Origin of the sequence: Methanosarcina sp. A14, from assembly GCF_001729375.1 — an archaeon.
Classification (GTDB): domain Archaea; phylum Halobacteriota; class Methanosarcinia; order Methanosarcinales; family Methanosarcinaceae; genus Methanosarcina; species Methanosarcina barkeri.
Genome location: NZ_LZPK01000105.1, coordinates 1 through 18,509 on the forward strand (window position 1 = coordinate 1; position 18,509 = coordinate 18,509).

The 18,509-nt window shown below is 39.7% G+C and carries 14 protein-coding genes; 6 read left to right on the forward strand and 8 right to left on the reverse strand.

Translation table 11 applies throughout. The features are described from left to right. Positions 1-106 precede the first annotated feature (106 nt). Together A9239_RS05685 and A9239_RS19360 are read right to left on the reverse strand one after the other, a co-directional pair. On the reverse strand, positions 107-619 hold the full coding sequence (locus tag A9239_RS05685) for a hypothetical protein (RefSeq protein WP_048120962.1): 513 nt from the start codon (positions 617-619) through the stop codon (positions 107-109). Between the two features lie 553 nt (positions 620-1,172). Further along, positions 1,173-1,340: a hypothetical protein gene (locus A9239_RS19360; protein WP_155396519.1), complete on the reverse strand. Its 168-nt coding sequence runs from the start codon at positions 1,338-1,340 to the stop codon at positions 1,173-1,175. Between the two features lie 159 nt (positions 1,341-1,499). Between A9239_RS19360 and A9239_RS05690 the strand changes: the two genes are divergently transcribed. The 4 genes from A9239_RS05690 (at position 1,500) to A9239_RS05705 (ending at position 5,980) form a co-directional block, all read left to right on the forward strand. Next, entirely contained in the window at positions 1,500-2,174 is a 675-nt protein-coding gene (locus tag A9239_RS05690) for a hypothetical protein (protein ID WP_048123405.1), read from the forward strand. A gap of 152 nt (positions 2,175-2,326) precedes the next feature. Further along, on the forward strand, positions 2,327-3,190 hold the full coding sequence (locus A9239_RS05695; protein ID WP_080941566.1) for a nitrilase-related carbon-nitrogen hydrolase: 864 nt from the start codon (positions 2,327-2,329) through the stop codon (positions 3,188-3,190). A 567-nt stretch (positions 3,191-3,757) separates the two neighbouring features. Continuing rightward, positions 3,758-4,633, forward strand: a complete 876-nt coding sequence (gene mmrce1 / locus A9239_RS05700) for an MmRce1 family CPBP family CAAX prenyl protease (RefSeq protein ID WP_048120961.1) — start codon at positions 3,758-3,760, stop codon at positions 4,631-4,633. After that, a complete protein-coding gene (locus A9239_RS05705) occupies positions 4,634-5,980 on the forward strand; it encodes an MFS transporter (protein ID WP_052712893.1) in 1,347 nt (448 codons plus the stop codon). Positions 5,981-6,406: 426 nt separating this feature from the next. Here the strand turns inward: A9239_RS05705 and A9239_RS05710 are convergent, their stop codons facing one another. The 6 genes from A9239_RS05710 to A9239_RS05735 form a co-directional block, all read right to left on the reverse strand. Next, a complete protein-coding gene (locus tag A9239_RS05710; protein WP_048155943.1) occupies positions 6,407-7,348 on the reverse strand; it encodes a hypothetical protein in 942 nt (313 codons plus the stop codon). Positions 7,349-7,372: 24 nt separating this feature from the next. Continuing rightward, on the reverse strand, positions 7,373-7,579 hold the full coding sequence (locus A9239_RS18860) for a hypothetical protein (RefSeq protein WP_141706381.1): 207 nt from the start codon (positions 7,577-7,579) through the stop codon (positions 7,373-7,375). 233 nt (positions 7,580-7,812) lie between these two features. After that, the gene (gene leuS / locus A9239_RS05720) at positions 7,813-10,713 is read right to left on the reverse strand and encodes a leucine--tRNA ligase (RefSeq protein ID WP_048155937.1); all 2,901 of its coding nucleotides are present in this window, start codon (positions 10,711-10,713) and stop codon (positions 7,813-7,815) included. Positions 10,714-11,018: 305 nt separating this feature from the next. Then, entirely contained in the window at positions 11,019-12,236 is a 1,218-nt protein-coding gene (thrC, locus tag A9239_RS05725) for a threonine synthase (protein WP_048120957.1), read from the reverse strand. A 557-nt stretch (positions 12,237-12,793) separates the two neighbouring features. After that, positions 12,794-13,030, reverse strand: a complete 237-nt coding sequence (locus tag A9239_RS05730) for a DUF1622 domain-containing protein (protein ID WP_329957084.1) — start codon at positions 13,028-13,030, stop codon at positions 12,794-12,796. 484 nt (positions 13,031-13,514) lie between these two features. Beyond that, the gene (locus A9239_RS05735) at positions 13,515-16,376 is read right to left on the reverse strand and encodes a M1 family metallopeptidase (RefSeq protein ID WP_048155934.1); all 2,862 of its coding nucleotides are present in this window, start codon (positions 16,374-16,376) and stop codon (positions 13,515-13,517) included. Between the two features lie 701 nt (positions 16,377-17,077). Between A9239_RS05735 and A9239_RS05740 the strand changes: the two genes are divergently transcribed. Continuing rightward, entirely contained in the window at positions 17,078-17,809 is a 732-nt protein-coding gene (locus tag A9239_RS05740; protein WP_048108744.1) for a PGF-CTERM sorting domain-containing protein, read from the forward strand. Between the two features lie 317 nt (positions 17,810-18,126). After that, positions 18,127-18,509: hypothetical protein (locus A9239_RS05745; protein WP_141706382.1), on the forward strand; the 383-nt coding region annotated here is incomplete at its 3' end.

Sequence of the window (18,509 nt, forward strand, 5' to 3'; positions counted from 1 at the left end):
TAACCGAAGACGCATGAAAAGGAATTCGTTTATTACTTAAAGTAATTGTCAGGCAGCCTGCGAAGTGCAGAGATTCTTCTTTTGCAGTATCAGAAGCTTTTTCGGATTATTGAGATAATTTAGTGATGTTATTATGAATTTCAGAATATTTTGGGCTGTCTGGATAAAAGACGCTCAATGTTGAATTTGTATTTTGTACTCTCCGAATGCCTTGATTATATGGAAAAATAATAGTGAGAACGTCGGAATGAATCCCTAATTTTCGAGAGTCATGCATATAATCATGACCATATTTCCACGAAACGTTTGTCAGCTGGATTGTGGCACTGTTAAGTCTTATATCCTTTATTTGCATTTCTGGAAATTTGAAAAATATTTCCTTCATTTTTGGCTCGAGATTTTTACTGCCAAAAAGGAATATATATGCCTTGGCAAATGGAGATAGATGATATTCAACATCAATTGTTGCATTTGTTCCACTAAACTCCATTACTATATTGTCAATATGGATATATTTTCCTTCCCTATATTGCTCAGAGTTCATTGCTGGAGATATTCTTGCAGCCAATAAAACGGCCGAAATAATAAGGGTAATTACAATTATTGGTTTTAAGTTCATAGTGACTCAGTTCCAGAATCTGGTAATAAAAATAAGTGTAACATCATTACATATTTATAATTTTATAATTGAGCCTATCCCATAACTCAAAACTGTTTCTCCGAATTGCCTCTGATTTCCCAGCATCATAATCACTATAAAGTAAATTAGTAAAGATTTTTGTCCTATTTTTGCACTTTTGGTGCCTGACTTTTTGGATAGCATCTATATTTTATCTGAGATTCATGCTATCTGTCAAATTCTATACCAAAAATTGATCAAAATCATAAAAATAGCCATCAAGAGAAAGAAAATCCTCTGTCAAATTGAATCATAATAAATGGGCAAAAATTTGTTGAAACAATATGACTTATTATAACGGATATGAAAACAATCTTTCAACATAAAAATCAAACTGTCGAACTCAGAATGAATAGACAAATTTGGCAAAAATGCTAGGGAATCTGTTTTTCAAGATCATTGCAACTTTTTAAAATAGTTCTCAGAGAACCTTTTAGGATTAAGGAAGCAAAAATAAGAGAAATCATTAGATTATGGGATTATGTCATTTTTCTCAATATTTTCTCAAATTAAATTTTCTTAAATTTTCTTTTGAGAGTTTAAAATATCTTTTTATATAAATTTGCCAATCTCTTCCTGTATTTTCTTTATTTCTCCCTTCAGGCTCTCTCATAAGCTTTATATTATGCAGAATAGTTACATCGTGTATTACTCCTTGCAATTTTCTTGCTTACTCCTCTCACATATAGGAAAGGTCAGGTCTTTTCAAAGATTCGGAAAAACACGGGTTCATTTTCCAGGCTGCTCTGAAAAACAATGTTTTTTCCGGCTGGAGGCCCGAAGAATTAATTAACAACAATAAAACATGATGTCGGTACAGATGGAAGAAAAACTTAACTTTAAACTCCTGGAACTACTTGAAGGCAAGCAGCTCTCAATCAGCGGGCTTTCCAGAGAACTGAAAGCCATAGGTATAGATGAGCACCGCCTGGTTCTTACAGGCTATCTCAGGGCGCTCAGAGACCTTGAAATTCTGGAAGAAACCGAAGTTCCCCCTTCGAAGATTTATGCCCTGCCTGAAAAAGGCAAAGAGTCTTCATCCGAAAAAGGCAAAGAGTCTTCATCCGAAAAAGGCAAAGAGTCCAGGTCTCCTGAACTTTCCGATCCAGAAGAAATTTATTTTATTCTCAGGTCTCAGCTTCTTAAAATCGATCTGGATTTCAGGATTCCTGTGGGAGTATATGTGGTCTCCAAACTGTTCGAAAGGCCCTGTTTCCGCAGGGAATTGAAGCTTCTGGGAATTACTCAAAAACATCTTGATCAGTACCTGGAAAAACCCGCCATAGTCTGTGAAGCTCAGGATGCACATTTGAAAAAAGCCAGAGCCGATATTACGAAAATTGAGATCCCTCACGATGACCCTGCATACGAAATACGGGCAAATAATGAAGAAGTAGTCAGACTTGCGAATGAAGTCTTTGCAGGGTTGATAAAGCGCAGGATTGACCTTGATGGCCTGGTAGCAAAGAGTAAACAAACTACTCTGCTCCCCTGATGAGTTTTCATTTATTTACTTTGCAATTCATTTCTTTAAAATTAATCTCTTTAAATTCGTTACTTCAAATTAATTTCTTAAGTTCATTGCTTAAAATTGGCTTATGCTAACAGGAATTAAACTGTTTGTTTTAACTGGCTGGTGGTTCGGACGTGAAAGTTGCCTGTATACAGATGGACGTGCTGCATTGCAGAAAACAGGAAAACCTTGAAAAAGCTCTTCATATGGCTCTTAAAGCGGTAAGAAAAGGAGCCGAACTCATTGTTTTACCCGAGGTCTTCTCAACAGGGTTTTGCTACGAGCATTTTGACCATGCAGCAGAGACCTTGCCTTCTCCTCTCCTTGAAAACCTGGCCTGTTTTTCCGAGGCTAATGATTGCATTATCATGGGCTCAGTAATTGAAAAAGTCGCTTCGGAAGAGATTTCTGACATTGGAACACCTGCGGATTCTGAAAATTCTACTCTTTCGAATTCCATTAATTCCCCATTTTACTACAATCTCGGCTTTTGCTTTGAGTCAGGAACCCTTGCAGGTAGTTACCGGAAAACTCATCCCTTCAAAACCGAAAACAATTATTTCTCAAAAGGCGACTCTATAGAGCCCATTTCTCTTAAAAAGCAAAATCTGAAAATTGGTTTTGAGATCTGCTATGACCTTCGTTTTCCCGAGGTTGCAAGAAAACTTTCCCTTGCTGGTTCTGACCTGCTTGTGACCACAGCTGCATTTCCTAATCCAAGGTCTGAACACTGGAATATTCTTGCAAAGGCAAGGTCGATTGAAAACCAGATCCCACATATTGCCTGCAACAGGATAGGTTCTGCTCCTGACTGCAGTTATTTCGGCAACTCCATGATAATCGATGCCTGGGGTGAGGTAAAAGCCGATGCCGGCAATAAAGAGTGCATAATAGTGCATGACCTTGACCTGTCCAGGAAAAATGAAGTTCGTAAAATGATTCCCGTTTTTGAAAATCGGAGAATTGAGCTTTATTCTGAAGATCTAAAGATTATTTAAGTTTTTTTCGATAATAATTTCCGTGACTGTATTATTTATCATCTTAATGGAAACTGGTTTATCCTAATTGGTTGAATCTGATTTTTCAATTTTTGCGGAGTTTTAGTCATTAGAGTCTTAGTTATTAGAGTCTTAGTTATTAATTTCTCTCATTGACAGTTAAAGTTTTTAATTTCACTGATTTGCTAATTTTCACTTCCCTGTGTAAACTATCTCTCAGATAACATCATGTCCAATCAGAGGTTTTTTATTATATCCAACCCGCGTTTTCTTTCATTAATATCCAGCCCGCGTTTTCTTTCATTATGTCCAGTTAGAGGCTGCTCTTATTATGTCCGACCAGAGACTGCTTTTTTTACATTTCATCCTCACTTTTCAGAAAATAATATACTCACTAGATAAAAAAATGTATATATTATGAACAATGCAATAAATTAACAGAATTTACTATATTTTTTGTTGAAGACATCTAAATTAAGAACAGTTTGTTACTTTTGGTTATCAAGACTGCGTTGAGTTGAAAAATACAAACATGCCGTGATATTTAATATTTGGAGGAACAGATAGATGGTCTCTAACTACAGATATAAACCCAGGGTCTTTTTTGCTGCGACCTTTATCTTAACTTATGCTTTCTTGTTTGCAGCAGCATATCTAAGTTTTCAGGACGAAAATGATGGACTTTATATGATATTAATAATTCTTGCACTGATGGTGCCTTTTTTAATCTCATTTTTTATGATTTTTGCTTCAAAAAATTCGGATTTAAAAAAGGATTTTGTTAACAGGCTTATCAACCTCAGGCTAATAAGGGCAAAAATGCTTCCAGTATTTTTCCTGGTAATGCCTCTAGCTGTTCTCGTATCCATCTTTATTTCACTTCTGTTTGGAGGATCAGTTTCGCAGTTTCAACTTGTTGATGGTTTCTCTTTCTCGACAGGGGCTGTACCTACGTTGTTTTTTCTTATGCTTACTGCATGTTTTGAAGAGCTTGGGTGGAGAGGATATGCGTTTGATAGCCTGCAGAGCCGGTACACCTACTTCATGGCATCAATAGTTTTCGGCATACTATGGTCGCTCTGGCACTTTCCTCTTATATTTGTCAACAACTTCTATCCGTATAACATTCTTCATGAAAACATATGGTATGCAGTGAATTTTTTTGTCGGCATTATCCCTATGGGCGTATTAATCAGCTGGATATGCATTAAAAATAGAAAAAGTATTCCTGCAGCAATTCTCTTTCACTTTATTGTAAATATCTGCCAGGAGGCACTGAATGTGACTCAGACGACCAAGTGCATTGAGACTTTGGTTATTACTGTAGTTGTCGCTGTTATTATTGTATTAGACAAAGAGATGTTTTTTTCAAAAGTAAGCCCTGTTCCTGAGACTCAAAATCTCGCTTCTGAAACTCAAAATCCTGCTTCTGAGGCTCACTAAATGACAGACGAATCCGAAAAAATGACGGCTGAACAAAAAAATCTTTATTCCAGATTCCTTTTTATCTGGTTTGGACAATTTATCTCAGTAATAGGCACTGGGCTTACTGTTTTCTCCTTAGGGGTATACGTATATCAGCAAACAAATACTGCTTCTAGCTATGTTTTTATACTGATGTGTGTCTTTTTACCGCCCTTTCTGCTAAAGCCCTATGGAGGGATACTGGCAGACCGTTATGACAGACGTTTAATGATGATTTTAGGAGACTTAGGAGCAACCCTTGGGCTTCTTTTCATATTTTTTATGATGCTAAAAGGAAATATTCAACTCTGGCAAATTTACCTTGGGATTGCAACAAGTTCTGTTTTTTCGGCTTTTCAGGAACCAGCTTATAAAGCTTTAATTACTGACCTCTTACCTGAAGCTCAATATGCCAGAGCAAGTGGGCTGGTGCAGTTAGCAAGTTCTGCTCAATATTTAATTTCTCCTTTTTTAGCCGGAATTTTGTTAACAATAATTGATATTAAATTTATATTTTTAATCGATACTACCACTCTCTTAATTTCCAGTTCTATTGTCATCTGGATAAGAAATATTTCAGGCAAGGTAAAAATAGACCAGCATAAACAAAACATCATAGCGGACCTTAAAGAGGGAATGAAAGAGTTCTCTAATAATAGAGGCGTATTTAATTTGGTTATTATTACCATGATCACACTTTTTTTTGTCGGATTGCTTCAGTCTCTTTTTATTCCGCTGCTGCTGAGCTTAACAACAGTAAAAACAGTGGGGATCTCTCAATCAATATGTGCTTCAGGCATACTAATCGGAAGCTTGTTTATTGGAGTATTTGGCAGCAAGAACAAGTATGTGAAAACATTATCTATCTCTTTGTTCCTGTCAGGTATATTCTTTGCAAATTTAGGACTTTCAAAAAATATCATATTTGTTACTCTAGCAGGATTCATGTTTTTTGCCACTTTGCCTTTTATTAACACCTCTATTGAGGTCTTAATTAGAAAAAATATTGACAATAGAAAACAGGGGCGTGTATGGTCTCTCATTTCCATGATTACTTATCTTGGCTCCATAATGGCTTTTGCAGTTGCAGGTTTCTTAGCAGATAAAATTTTCAATCCTCTTTTAGAGGTGGATGGTTTACTGGCTGAAACGGCAGGTTTTATCACTGGAACGGGAGAAAACAGGGGGATTGCCCTTATGTTTATAATCTCCGGATTAATGATCTCTATGATTGCTTTATTGATCTGGCAAAACGAGAAAATAAAGAGATTAGAATATGTTGAAAGTCAGGATTCAGGCATAGACCTATCCTTTCAGCCAGGCTGATAAATTAACGGGCATCCAATTATTTATCAAGAACAAAATTAGGACTTATGCAGTTGAACTGAAGAATCAACAGCATCAGACCGTTAACTGTCTAAAACATAGCTTTAATCTACAGTCTTTGCTGTAATTGATTTTATTCCTCAAGTGCGTAAATCCTAAAAATAAACCTCAATAATGACTTTCTGCCTTTTTACGCGGCGGATTTGCAGGAAAGACCCAGTATGAAAGTCCAGTATAGCAGATAATGTTATACTGGCCCAAAAAACCTGTAATTTGCTTTTTTTTAGGTGGGTCAATGATGGAAATCCTCACAAATGGTGGAAATTTTATTAAAAGTACTTGCATGCTTTTAAAAAATACAAAATCTGTAAAATATCTGTAAATTTTACTGCGGAAAGTGCGTTACAAGTCTCAGTTACCAGACTATTAAATTATCTTGTTCAGCATTCCAGTAATAAGCTGTAAGTCAATTCCTGTTCCACTGATTAGTAAGCGTTCTTTTTTATTGCCAAGTAACTTCTGTGTCCAGTCAACGAAGCCACCATCTACAAGTTCTATACCTTCAACAATAATCTTGAAATTAATACCCTGATAATAACTAGTATTAGTTTCTTCCTTATTTAATGTGATTTCAGTATCTGGATATGTCTCACAAAGATAGCAGTGAACTCTATCAATAAATCCAATTTTATCGGTATAGCCATTTCTCAGGTTCATGGTTACTTTGATTTTATGTCCTAATTTCTCTTCAAAATAATTTATATAATACTGTATATGTCTGGTTATTGCAGCCTTTTCAAAGCCATAAGAACCCGTATCTTTTCCAGAACTGACAAGGGTAAACAAGCTAAAGTGAGGAACAAAAGCATCAACCTTGAACATTTGTCCACGAGTAACTCTGCAGGCCGCAGATAAATGAACAGGATTTTTTGTATTATCAATGGTTTTATTTTTTATTTTATCTGCAAGGTATATAGCAAGCATGTTGGTACTGTCTGCAGTTAGCTCCAATCCTCTTGTTGCAGAGATAACATTGGTTTGATCAACTTTAGCTATAACAGAACAGCTTCCCAAAAGGCTTGCAGGAGAAAGCAAAACAGACGAAAAACCTGAGGCTTCAGCCATTTGGAGCATTAAAATTTCTACTTGCTTCACCTTAATAGGACTAAGTTCTGATGGCTTTACAAATCGGTTAGATTCGTATTTGTTTAAGATATCGTTAGGAGTGTTTTTGTTCGCTATTTCTTTTGAAAGAGCAAGCAAAAGTGTATTAATTTCAGATTGTGACAGCCTGGTTATAAGCTCGTTTATCAAATTTTTGTTGCCTGCTTTTTCAAGAACATTTGTAATGATACTTTGTTGTTTCACTACTACTCCCCTCTTATTTTTTCTTTATTCTTTGACAGGTACTTCCTTCTTCGACAGGTACTTCCTTCTTCGACAGGTACTTCCTTCTTCGACAGGTACTTCCTTCTTCGACAGGTACTTCCCGATAGCCAAGGACAACATTTTTCTAATATTGCTTTTGCCTGGACAGCCTTCTATGCGATTTTTGAGGTCAGTGAAGCTAATTATTCGGCTGGATGGCAGTTTGTCCATTCAATTTATTACTTATATTTTATGCGTGCAGTCTAAACCTAAACACTGCTTAATTCTAAAAGTAATAGGAATTTTTACCGAATAATTAGATGAGTATTTATTGTTATTGAAAACAATATAAAATAATTTTATAACTATGCCAAAAAAAGAAAAAATAAGACGTTCCGGGCTTCTTCAATCTACCCGGATACATATTGTTTAGTCAGTGTTTAGTCAGAAATCACTTTTTTCCATTACTCTTTCTTTTTTCCTTCAATGTAAATTGCAGGCCTCAGGGGTTCTGCAAACCTTGCCTTCTTTTCAGGGTCAAAGGCAGGAGAGTCGGCACTGTGGACTTCAACAGGGCAGCCAATCTCTTTTTCCAGGAATGAAATTGACTCTTTCAGGAGGGCCTGTTCATCAATATCAGGACCTGTAAGGATTTCATACCTGTCCGAGCTCCCACTTTTGAACTCCGGGACAATTTTCTGTACAAACTTCGGGATCTCCTTGCCGAAGCGTTTGAAGTCGGGGTTTGACATTAGCTTTTTAATAAGGGTGCCTACTTCAAGCGAGCATTCAAGCTGCATTTCACAGGCGCACCTGATTGCTTCGGCTTTCCAGGTGGGGGCCGTATAGAGGTGGACCTTCTGCGGGGTCATTTTTGTTACCCTTATAATCTCCTCAACGTCCTCCAGGGTTCCCTTTATCATTTCTTCGGCAAGCTCCGCGCCGTCATCTATCAGATCTTCGTTATAGAGAGGGTACTGGGCAAGAGAGACCGGGTCCTTATGCCCCATTGCTTCCCAGATTTCCTCACAGAGGTGTGGGGTAAAAGGAGCCATAAGCCTGACCCAGTTGTCCAGCACATAGTAGAGTAGGGTATCTCCTCCTCTTCTCTGGTACCACTTGATATCGTTTTGCAGCAGGAAGAACGAATTCTGGATTGCTTCCCTTGTCTGAATAGAGTAGAGGGCTGTATTTGTTCCCTTGATATAGTTCTGTATCCTCGATAGTATCCAGTGGTCGATCTGCTTTAGCTCGGTGCTCAGATCTGCACGTTTTCCACTCTCTATAACATTCTTTGCAAAAGAATAAAACCTGTCCATCTGCCTTCTGGCAGACTCGATCCCTGTTTTCTGCCAGTCTGCATCCTGCGTCTGCTCGGCGGTGGAAAGGATATACATTCTTGTTATGTCCGCTCCGTAAGTGCTGACTGCATTTTCCATTGTCAGGATCGGGCCTTTTGACTTGCTCATTTTCTGCCCCTCAAGGGAGACAAAGCCGTTTACTGCAAGAGCTTTAGGCCACTTGTCCTCTTCAAAGAGGGCTACATGGTGGAATAGGAAAAAGAGCAGGTGGTTCGGGACAAGGTCTTTGCCTGATGAGCGCAGGTCAACCGGATACCAGTAGTTAAAATGCCTGCGGATCTCTTCAAGAAGCTCCGGATTGAGGCCAGTATCCGCACTGGCTGCTGCCAGATCGCCCTTCCCAAGCAGGACGTAGTCGAAGAATGACAAAGTAAGGTTTTCTATCTTCAGTTCCCCACTTTCGATAAACCTGACAATAATATAATAGCTCATGTAAATTGTCGAATCTCCAAGAGATTCAATCAGCCATTCCTTATCAAAGGGAAGGTGAGTTCCAAGCCCTTTCCTGCGGGCGCAGGCTTTATCCTTAAGCCAGTCAATCTTGTTTTCAAACTCGACCCTGTACTCTTCGGGAATAATTCGCATCTGGTCGAGGCACTTATAGACCTTTGCTTTCCATTCGGGATTTGAATAATTAAGGAACCACTGGCCTTTGACCATATTTACTACACAGGGAGTGCCGCAGCGGCAGACAACAGGTTCACTGAATTCGTAAAAGGTCTCTCCGGCATTTGAGCTGATTAAGTCCTTTGTAAGGATATCCTTGATTTTGGAGACAGCCTGTCCTTCGTATTTTCCTGTTATCTCCTTAAGAACTCCCCCGTGGAACTCCCTTCTGTATACGATCTTTGTAGCTTCTTCGGCTTTAGGGTCTTTCTGGCTTGTAATTCCCATGCTTTCAACGATTTCCTTTGCAGGGAATTCTCCAAATTCAGGAACTTTGATAAGGGAAATCAGTTTGATTTTCCTAAGGTCTTCGGTTATCCCGTACTCGCTCAGGTCAACATCATAAAGGTCGCGAAGGGCCAGGTAGTCAAAAGGTGCATGGGCAGGCACACTCATTACTATTCCGCTTCCGTTTTCAGGCCGGACAAAGGATGCAGGAAGGGAAATTACTTCGTCATCTGTAACCGGGTTTGTGAGTTTTATTCCTATTATTGATTTTGCAGGTACGTCTTCAATATACTCAACTGTCCGGTCCGTAAAAGTCAGTTTTCGGAAAGCTTCTTTGCTGACAACCCAGAACTCCTCGTTTCCATCCAGTGTGACCTTTGCTTTTACATAAGTTACATCAGGGTTGACCCACAGGTTAGTTACTCCGTACGTTGTTTCCGGCCTGAGGGTTGCGCAGGGCAGGACCAGGTCTTTATACTGGAACTTGATCAGCGTATATTCAACAATAGTGGCTTCTTCCCCATACAGGATATCATGATCCTCTACAGGGTTATTGTCGTTCGGGCACCATTTTACCGGATGGGAGCCTTTTACGATCAGGCCCTTTTCTCCAAGCCGGATATACTGCCACTCAATGAACTTTTTATATGTCGGGTCAGTCGTTGTAAACTTGCGTCTCCAGTCAATGGAGTACCCGATATTACGCATGGCTTTCTCGGATTCGCGCTTGAAATAATCAACAATTTTTTCAGGGGTATCGAGCGTCGGCAGGATGTCTCCGGGAATCCCATGAAGGCGCTCATAAACGTCCATGGTCTGAGGGTCCCGATTTGCAATCAGTTCGGCAAGCCCCACAATGGGTGTACCTGTCACATGAAAGCCCATAGGGTAAAGCACGTTATACCCAAGCATCCGTTTGTGCCTTGCAACAACATCCCCTATGGTAAAAGTCCTGGTATGCCCTGCATGCAGGTTCCCGTTCAGGTAGGGGTAAGGGATGGTTATAAAAAATTTTTCTCGCTTATCGGGTTCGGCCTGGAAAATCTGGCTCTCATTCCACTTTTTTTGCCATTTCTTTTCGATCTCGTGAGGCTTATAATCCTGCTCCATTCGTGTTCACGCCCATCGATTATTCTTGTGTTGAAAAAATTTGATCCAATTAAAAGGATTTGATATTACCAAAAGAATTTGATAAACCGTTTGAATCTGAATAACAGTCTGAATCTGAATAACAGTCTGAATCTGAATAACAGTCTGAATCTAAATAACAGTAAGAGGTTTCTGGAAGTTATAACCTCTTCCAGTAAACCATGAAGGATTGAAGGAGCCGGATTCCGGTCAGGTCAATCTTTCTACTATTCTCTCCTACGCTTATTTATTCCACTATTATTCCTAATGTTAGCGGTTTTCAGATCTTATTCTGCTTTTCCAAAGATAGCTTTCCGGATGGCTTCTATATTTGCATCCACAACAGTAGGCTTTTCGCAGACGTCAATTACAGTCTGCGGGTCTTTAAGCAGGTGTCCCGTAGTAATACAGACAACGGTCTCGTCTCTGCTTATAACACCCATATCAACAAGTTTCTTAAGCCCTGCAACCGAAGCTGCACTTGCAGGTTCAACACCTATTCCTTCAAGCCTTGCAAGGTCTTTCTGGGCTGCAAGGATTTCTTCATCAGTAACGGATTCTGCAGTTCCACCGGATTCTCGGATGGCAGCAAGGGCCTTTTTCGCATTAACAGGGTTTCCTATCCTGATTGCTGTTGCAACGGTTTCGGGTTTCTCCTCTGGAGTTATTTCAGGAGCCCCACTCTTTATGGCATTTACAATTGGGCAGGAGCCTGCGGCCTGAATCCCTGTCATCTTCGGGAGCAAATCCGTTATGCCAAGCTTCTTAAACTCTCTGAAGCCTTTCCAGATAGCTGTAATATTTCCTGCATTTCCTACGGGCAGGACAACTCTGTCAGGTACTTTGAAACCGAGCTGGTCTGCAATCTCAAAACCGATAGTCTTCTGGCCTTCCAGCCTGTAGGGGTTGATCGAGTTTAAGAGATAGATTTTTTCCTGGGAACAGAGAGTGCGCACAAGGGCGAGGGCGTCGTCAAAATTTCCACGGATGCTGAGGACCTTTGCTCCGTGCATGAGGGCCTGGGCTACTTTTCCAAGAGCGACTTTTCCTGCAGGCAAAAGTACTATTACAGGAATCCCGGCTTTTGCTCCATAGATTGCAAGGGCTGCCGAGGTATTTCCAGTAGATGCGCAGGCAACGGTGTTCATGCCAAGTTCAAGCGCTTTTGTAACCCCTACGGTCATCCCTCTGTCCTTAAAAGAGCCTGTAGGGTTCATGCCTTCGTGCTTCACATAAAGTTCTTTAATCCCGATTTTCTCAGCCAGACGGTTGCATTTGTAAAGTGGAGTTCCACCTTCCCTGATAGTTACAGGCTCTCTTTCAATAGGAAGAAGTTTTGCGTACTTCCAGACCGAAGGGCATTCGGTCTTCAGTTTTTCCATGTCAATTTTTATTGAGGAATAATCATAAATTACATCAAGCAGCCCATCACATTTTCTGCATGTATAGATTACTTCGTCTTTGGAATACTCTGCACCGCATTCGATACATTTGAGATGATACATTAAATTGCTCCTGTTTCTGATAATTTTTCCTGTGTATGGTAATTTTGAATAGTTCAAATTTCGGGTTTTTATGTGCGCCCGTTTCGGGTCAGTACAACCTGAGATCTATTTCAGTATAATCTGAGATCTATTTCAGTAAATCTGATTTCTGATTTGTGTAATATTATAGTTTAATTAGTATAATATTAAAGTTTAATAATATTTTGTATCCTTTATACTCTACTTGCTTTTAAATTATACGTTTTTTAAAATCTTACGGTTTTCAGGCTTTATACTTTATAATAGTTCCGTAACAGCAGCCATATAAAGCATACTCAATACCATGGAAATTCAGTAACTCTGGAAGTACTTATTATCTTTATATACTGTATATATATTTTTATATATAATCTGGACCGGAACTACAGAAAAAGGTTTTAAAAGAGAAAGGTACAGGTTTTAAAAGAGAAAGGTACAGGTTTTAAAAGAGAAAGGTACAGGTTTTAAAAGAGAAAGTTAAAGGTTTTAAAAGAGTACGGAGGCTCAGGCATCTTTCAACTCGGTTTTTCGACATCTTTTTAATCAAGCTGGTACTCCAAAACTTCCTTGCTGAGGAAATAACCAAGAATTGTTCTTATCAATACAACCGTACCCAGCAGGAGCAGTTCTTCCTGAGATGGATTAAGTACGGTTTCAAGAACATCGGCTGCAATGAAAAATTCAAGTCCGAAGACAATTTTGTTTGTAAGTTCTTTTCTTACTTCCTGATAGCTATGAGGTTTCTTTAATACTTCAATGAGGATAACTCCTAACATTGATCTTAGGCCACCGTATATTATGAGAAAAGAGCCCATAATATTAAATAGAGAAGAGAAAGCCTCTATCAACAAGCCTTCAAAATATTGAAATATCCTTTTAAACCCCCTCAAAAGCCAAATATTAAAATCCGATAAAGATTCCAAATACAATTAATGTCCCCTGAATAAATATTCTTTCTGTATCTGTCCTGCAAATGTAGTTTCAGAACTCAGTTTCATTTCAATAAATATCCATAAGTGATATTTTATAAGTGATATGGAACTGCTTTTTTACGGAAACATGACCTGAGAAACGGATAAATAGATCGGAAGGAAAATATCTAAAGTAAAAAATCTGAAGTTCATGAAATAGGTACAAAAAAGCAAATTTCCGGAAGGATATAATTATTTCCGAATCCTTCCGGGCGGGTTATCTTATAGGTTTATAGTGCTCGTTTTTCCAAACTGATGACTTCTAAATAACCTGTTTCTCCGAAAAATTTTATTTCTTTCCCGGCTGCAGTCCCGGAATTTCTCCGTGCGCTGTAATGTATGTTTTGACAGCATTCGGAGCTCCAAGCAGGAGTTTTCTAATCCTGTTATAAACACTCGGATATTTCTGGGCGTTAAGTTCTCCGAGAAGGTCTGCCAGGATTTTTACCAGTGGGACATGATACTTTGATTCCATCTGGTCTATGTTTGCAAAGGCGTTGAGCATATTGACCGTGCTGTACTCGTTCACAGGGGCCAGCTTTCTCAGGATTTCTGCAAAGAGGGTCCTGCCTTCCTCGGTCTGGAGGGATTTTTTCCTGTTGCGGGCAAAGCTTCCATAAAGGGCACGCTGGTCATTTGCCTGCTCGATCCTGAAAGCTTCTGACCTTTCCATTTCCCTGACAAGGTCTACTACATCAACGCTGCTGTTGCTTCCGATTACAGAAAGGAAAGCTTCCCAGGCAACAAGATTTTTCTTTGACTCGTTTTCAAAGGCTCTCAGGACTTCAACTTTGTCAGGCGCCGAGCTATTCAGGTATGCAGCAAATGCGTTCAACCGGTCCGTTGCACAGGTCGCAGTCTCAAACTGCTGTTTTATCATTGCATGAATCTCGGAAGTATCAAGGGTTGCAAGGATTCCAAGACAGACATTTTTGGCCTGCCGGTTCTTGATTACCCTTGCTGTCTCCTCAAGAGTTGAGTCCCTGGGAACTGATGATTCTTCAAAGAAGCGGTAGGCGGAAATTACGGAGTTTACATATTTCCGGGCAACAGCTTTCAGGAGTTTCTGTCTAACATCATAAAGTTCCTGGTACCTGTGGGCAAACTCTTCATCCTCAACGGACTCAAAAATGGTTAGGAACTGTCCTCCTGCCTTTTCGAGAAGCTGCCGGTCATTGAGAAGCCTGTAGTAAAGCTCGATAAAGTCTTCAGAGGGCTTTGCTTCAGGATTTTTAAGGAGCTTTAGTTTTTCCCTGTCAACAAGGGTATAGAAAGCCATAAACCTGCCTATGATATCTTTATCTTTCCTTACCTGCATCATGAGCTCTTCATGGCTTGCTTTGTATACAAGTTTCCCGTAGAAAGAATAACCCCTGTTAAGTGATAGGAAGGCTGGCATGTCCACGTTTTCAACTACAATCTCTGAGGTTTTCCCGCTGACTCTTTCCAAAATTTCTACGAGATCATTCCCATGTTCGTCAACAAGGGCTGCCCTAAATGGGAATTCCCAGGGTTTTCCGCCGTCTGGGACTTTTTGTTTGAGGAAGAATGTGAATTTCCTGGCATCCCGGTCATATTCGGCTGAAACCTCGACTACAGGGAATTTTGCCTGTCTCAGCCAGGTTTCGGACATCTCCTTTAAGGGCTGCCCACTTTCTTCTTCCATAGCTTCAATCCAGTCCTGGGTGGCTGCGTTGGAATGTTTGAACTTTTTGAAGTACCTGTCCAGGCCTCTGACAAAGGTGTCTTTCCCTATAAGGGACTCGACCATGCGCACGTATTCCGGGGCTTTTACATAGGTGACTGAGGTGATCAGGTCATTTGGGTCATTGAAGCCGTCAGGAATGATCGGCATGGAAGCTGCCCCCGAATCCAGGGCAAAGGTCCCTGAAGCCGGCGCAAGCAGTTCAAGCACTCTGTCCAGCCTGTCGTAGTCCTCGCCAAAGAGAAAGGCATGATACTGTTCTTCCACATGCACGGTCACGGCTTCGTTCAGCCAGATCTCAAACGGACTTCTTCCGGTGACTTCGGACCCGTTCTGGTTATGGTGATATTCGTGGACCTTTACCTGTGTCATATATTCAAAAGCCGGGTCCGTTATCTGCGGGAACGGCATTATGCGGTTTGTAGTAATCGTAGTGTTCCCGACGTTTTCCATGCCTCCGAAGTCCGAGTTCTGCATGCCGATTTCTCTGTAGACAGTACCTGTATACCTGTATCCGGGACTGATGGTTTTGTCAAGCTCGGCAAGCCTTTCTCTGACCTTTTTAAGGTCTTCTTCCATTGTGGATTCGGGCTTTGCTTCAAGTTTCATCTTCTCTCTCATGCGGACAAGGTCCCAGAGCTCCTTCCTGACAGGCAGCTTCTCCTCATCGAACTGCTCAGGTCCTGTGAAAAGGTAAACCCACATAACTGCATCATGCAGGATATCAAGCGCTTTTTCGGCTGCGGCTGCATCTGAGGCTGGCGGCACAAGCAGTTCAAGCATGAAAGTGCCTCCGTCAGGGTACTCAAACTCCCTTTTAAAGGTCGCATAAGTCCCAACCCCCAGGAAAAAGAGATAGGTCGCCATTGGCGTGACCGAGTTATCGTATACGATTTTGTCCCGTCCGGGTTTTACCGTATGCCTCTCAACCACGACATCCCCGTTCGTAATAAGGTTCGTATACCTCGAATCCGCAATTATGGTAGTCTTGTAAGTGCATTTTGCGGCCATATCGTCAATGCAAGGCACGATCCTCTGGAACCCCCACTGCTGGCACTGCGTAATCTGCTGAGGAGGAGCTCCTGCCGGCGTTTCGTCATAGTAAAGCCCTTCAAGGATATTTTTAGTCGGCCTGCAAACCGTATCCGTAATGACCGTAACTTCGGTATGCGGCGGGATCTCTTCCCTAAAATTAATCTCAAGAATCGCATCATCTTTCCGGTATCTGTAAGAAACCTCGTACTGTATGCAGCTCACAGCCCTGATCTCAAGGTCCCTGCAGTTTAATTCCAGTGTCTCGATAGGAGCATCTTTTGTCCTTACCCTGAGTATGGACTTTACATTCGTCCTGTCATCATAAACATCAAATACCAGATCCATATGCAAAACGTTAACAGTAAGTTCCCCGAAATCTTCAGGATAATATTTGCAAAGCCTACATTTCATAAAAATGTCACCAAATAAAATTATAAGAGTTATATTATAGGATAGAAAAGGAAGGTATGAGATTTAAAGGTGTAGTCTTAATGGAGGGAATTCTTCTATGTTTTTATATAGTAATTTAAAAATTTCTCCGATATTGTTTATTTTTTTATATTACTTCATATCTTAAAATTTATGTCGCTTTCTGAAATTTCATCAAGCTGAGAATAAGTAGGCAAACATACCGTCTCAAATACTGTCTCAAAGCAGAACTAATTTCTACAGTTGGATAATAGACAATAATGAACTTAAATCTAAATAAGGATTATTCTACAATTTAGGCTCTAATTAGCATTTTAATTGAATACTTTTATCTAATGCGTAAGTCCTATGGATGAGCTACAAGTTTAAGGTATATTTACCTGAACTCCGGAATAATTACGGTCTGGATTTTAAAGCTAGCATTGCTTATTATTCAATTGTATCAATATTTTGAATTCTAAGACAATTTATTAGAATTGAGATGATAATGCCTTTTTAATCCTATTTCGGGTATATTGCTTGTTTAAAGATCTTCTTGTATAGAAATTACCCAACACTTAGTAAAAAATTTAGTATTAAAATTAATATCACAAGTATTATCAATACAGATTTATATGTGTATATTATGTTTGTTTTTTGATAAAAATAATTTTACAGGTAGTACCCTGGAAGAGGTGTAGAGGATGAAAGAATATCTGTCAATGCTGCTAATGTCAATTCTTGTTTTTGGAGTTGTTCTCACGGGCGTTACCGCTGGGGCACAGGGAAATAACACGACCGAAAATCAATCGGTATCTCAGGTCTCAACTACCAATAGATCCACACCTACAAACGAATCATGCCTGGTCAATGTAACTGAAAATGTAGAAGAAACAAAAGGAACTACTACAGTCGAACAGAAATTCAGGATTGGCCCGACTGTAGTCCTTCGACCGGTTAACGACGTCATTACTGAAAACGAAGATGGTCTTGTTGAACTTTATATCGATAATCCATCCCTCAATGACGTGACTTTGAATGTGGATGCAAGGATCAGCGTACCCTCTGGTATTCATGTATACGGACAGGGTTTTGGCCAGACAGGCTCAGCTGGCGTTGTATATGGCATGTTTTCAGTACCGCCAGGAAATTCCCGGACAATTTACATTAATATAAAAGGAGAAAAGGTGGGTAGCTATACTGTACATTTCACAGGTCTTTACTGGCCTGGAGATAAAAAGGACGATTATAGTCCTATTTCCCTTTCTCATCCCTTTACAGTCAAGGAACCTTCCAAGAACTCCACAGAAACTCCTGACCTTGAAGAGAACTCTGGAGTAGAAGCAAAAGGACAAGGTTCATTCAGTACCCCCGGCTTTGGAGCAATAATTGCAGGCATAGGGCTGCTAGGCGTGTATATTGTTAGGAGAAGATAATTCGAAAATAAATAGAGCTCAAATGGCTTAAAGAGGGAATATTCATGAATTTTCCCTTTTTAAGACTCCAGCCAGTTGTAAAATAAAACCAATGAGTTTGAAACCCAGGTGAAATATTGAAAATCCTACCAGATGAGAAATTGCCATCTTTATAAATTTAATAGACAAATCTCTGTGAACAGATTTTCTTAGATTTTCGGCGACTTATTGCGTTTTTAATTGTCCTTCAGTTATTTGTCAGATCCCTCGGTTTCCTCAAAATCAATATCAATCGACAAGTGTTTTGATAACATAATTGTTACATAATAGGTGATAGAATGTCTGAGAGAGATAGTTTAAGAGTTTTAAGGGTTTTAACAACGTATCTCTTAATAGGTTGTTTTTTAACAGGCAATGTCATAAGCGCGTGTGCCTCATCTGAAACTTTAACAGATTCGGGTTATTCTTATGGCAACGAAACAGAAACCTCTAACAATGTAGAAATAGATACTTCAGAAGATATTGAGGCAGAAACCAGACAAAATCCGAGTACTTCTCAGGACTCTTTAACTGGATCTAAATTATTAGCCGAGTCTGATCACCCTTATGCAAATAATTTTGAAGATACGTGGATTATAAGTGAACCAGGTGCCGCCCAGATACGACTTCACTTTGAATATCTTAAGCTTGCCCAAAATCAACGAATTAATTTTCAAGTTTA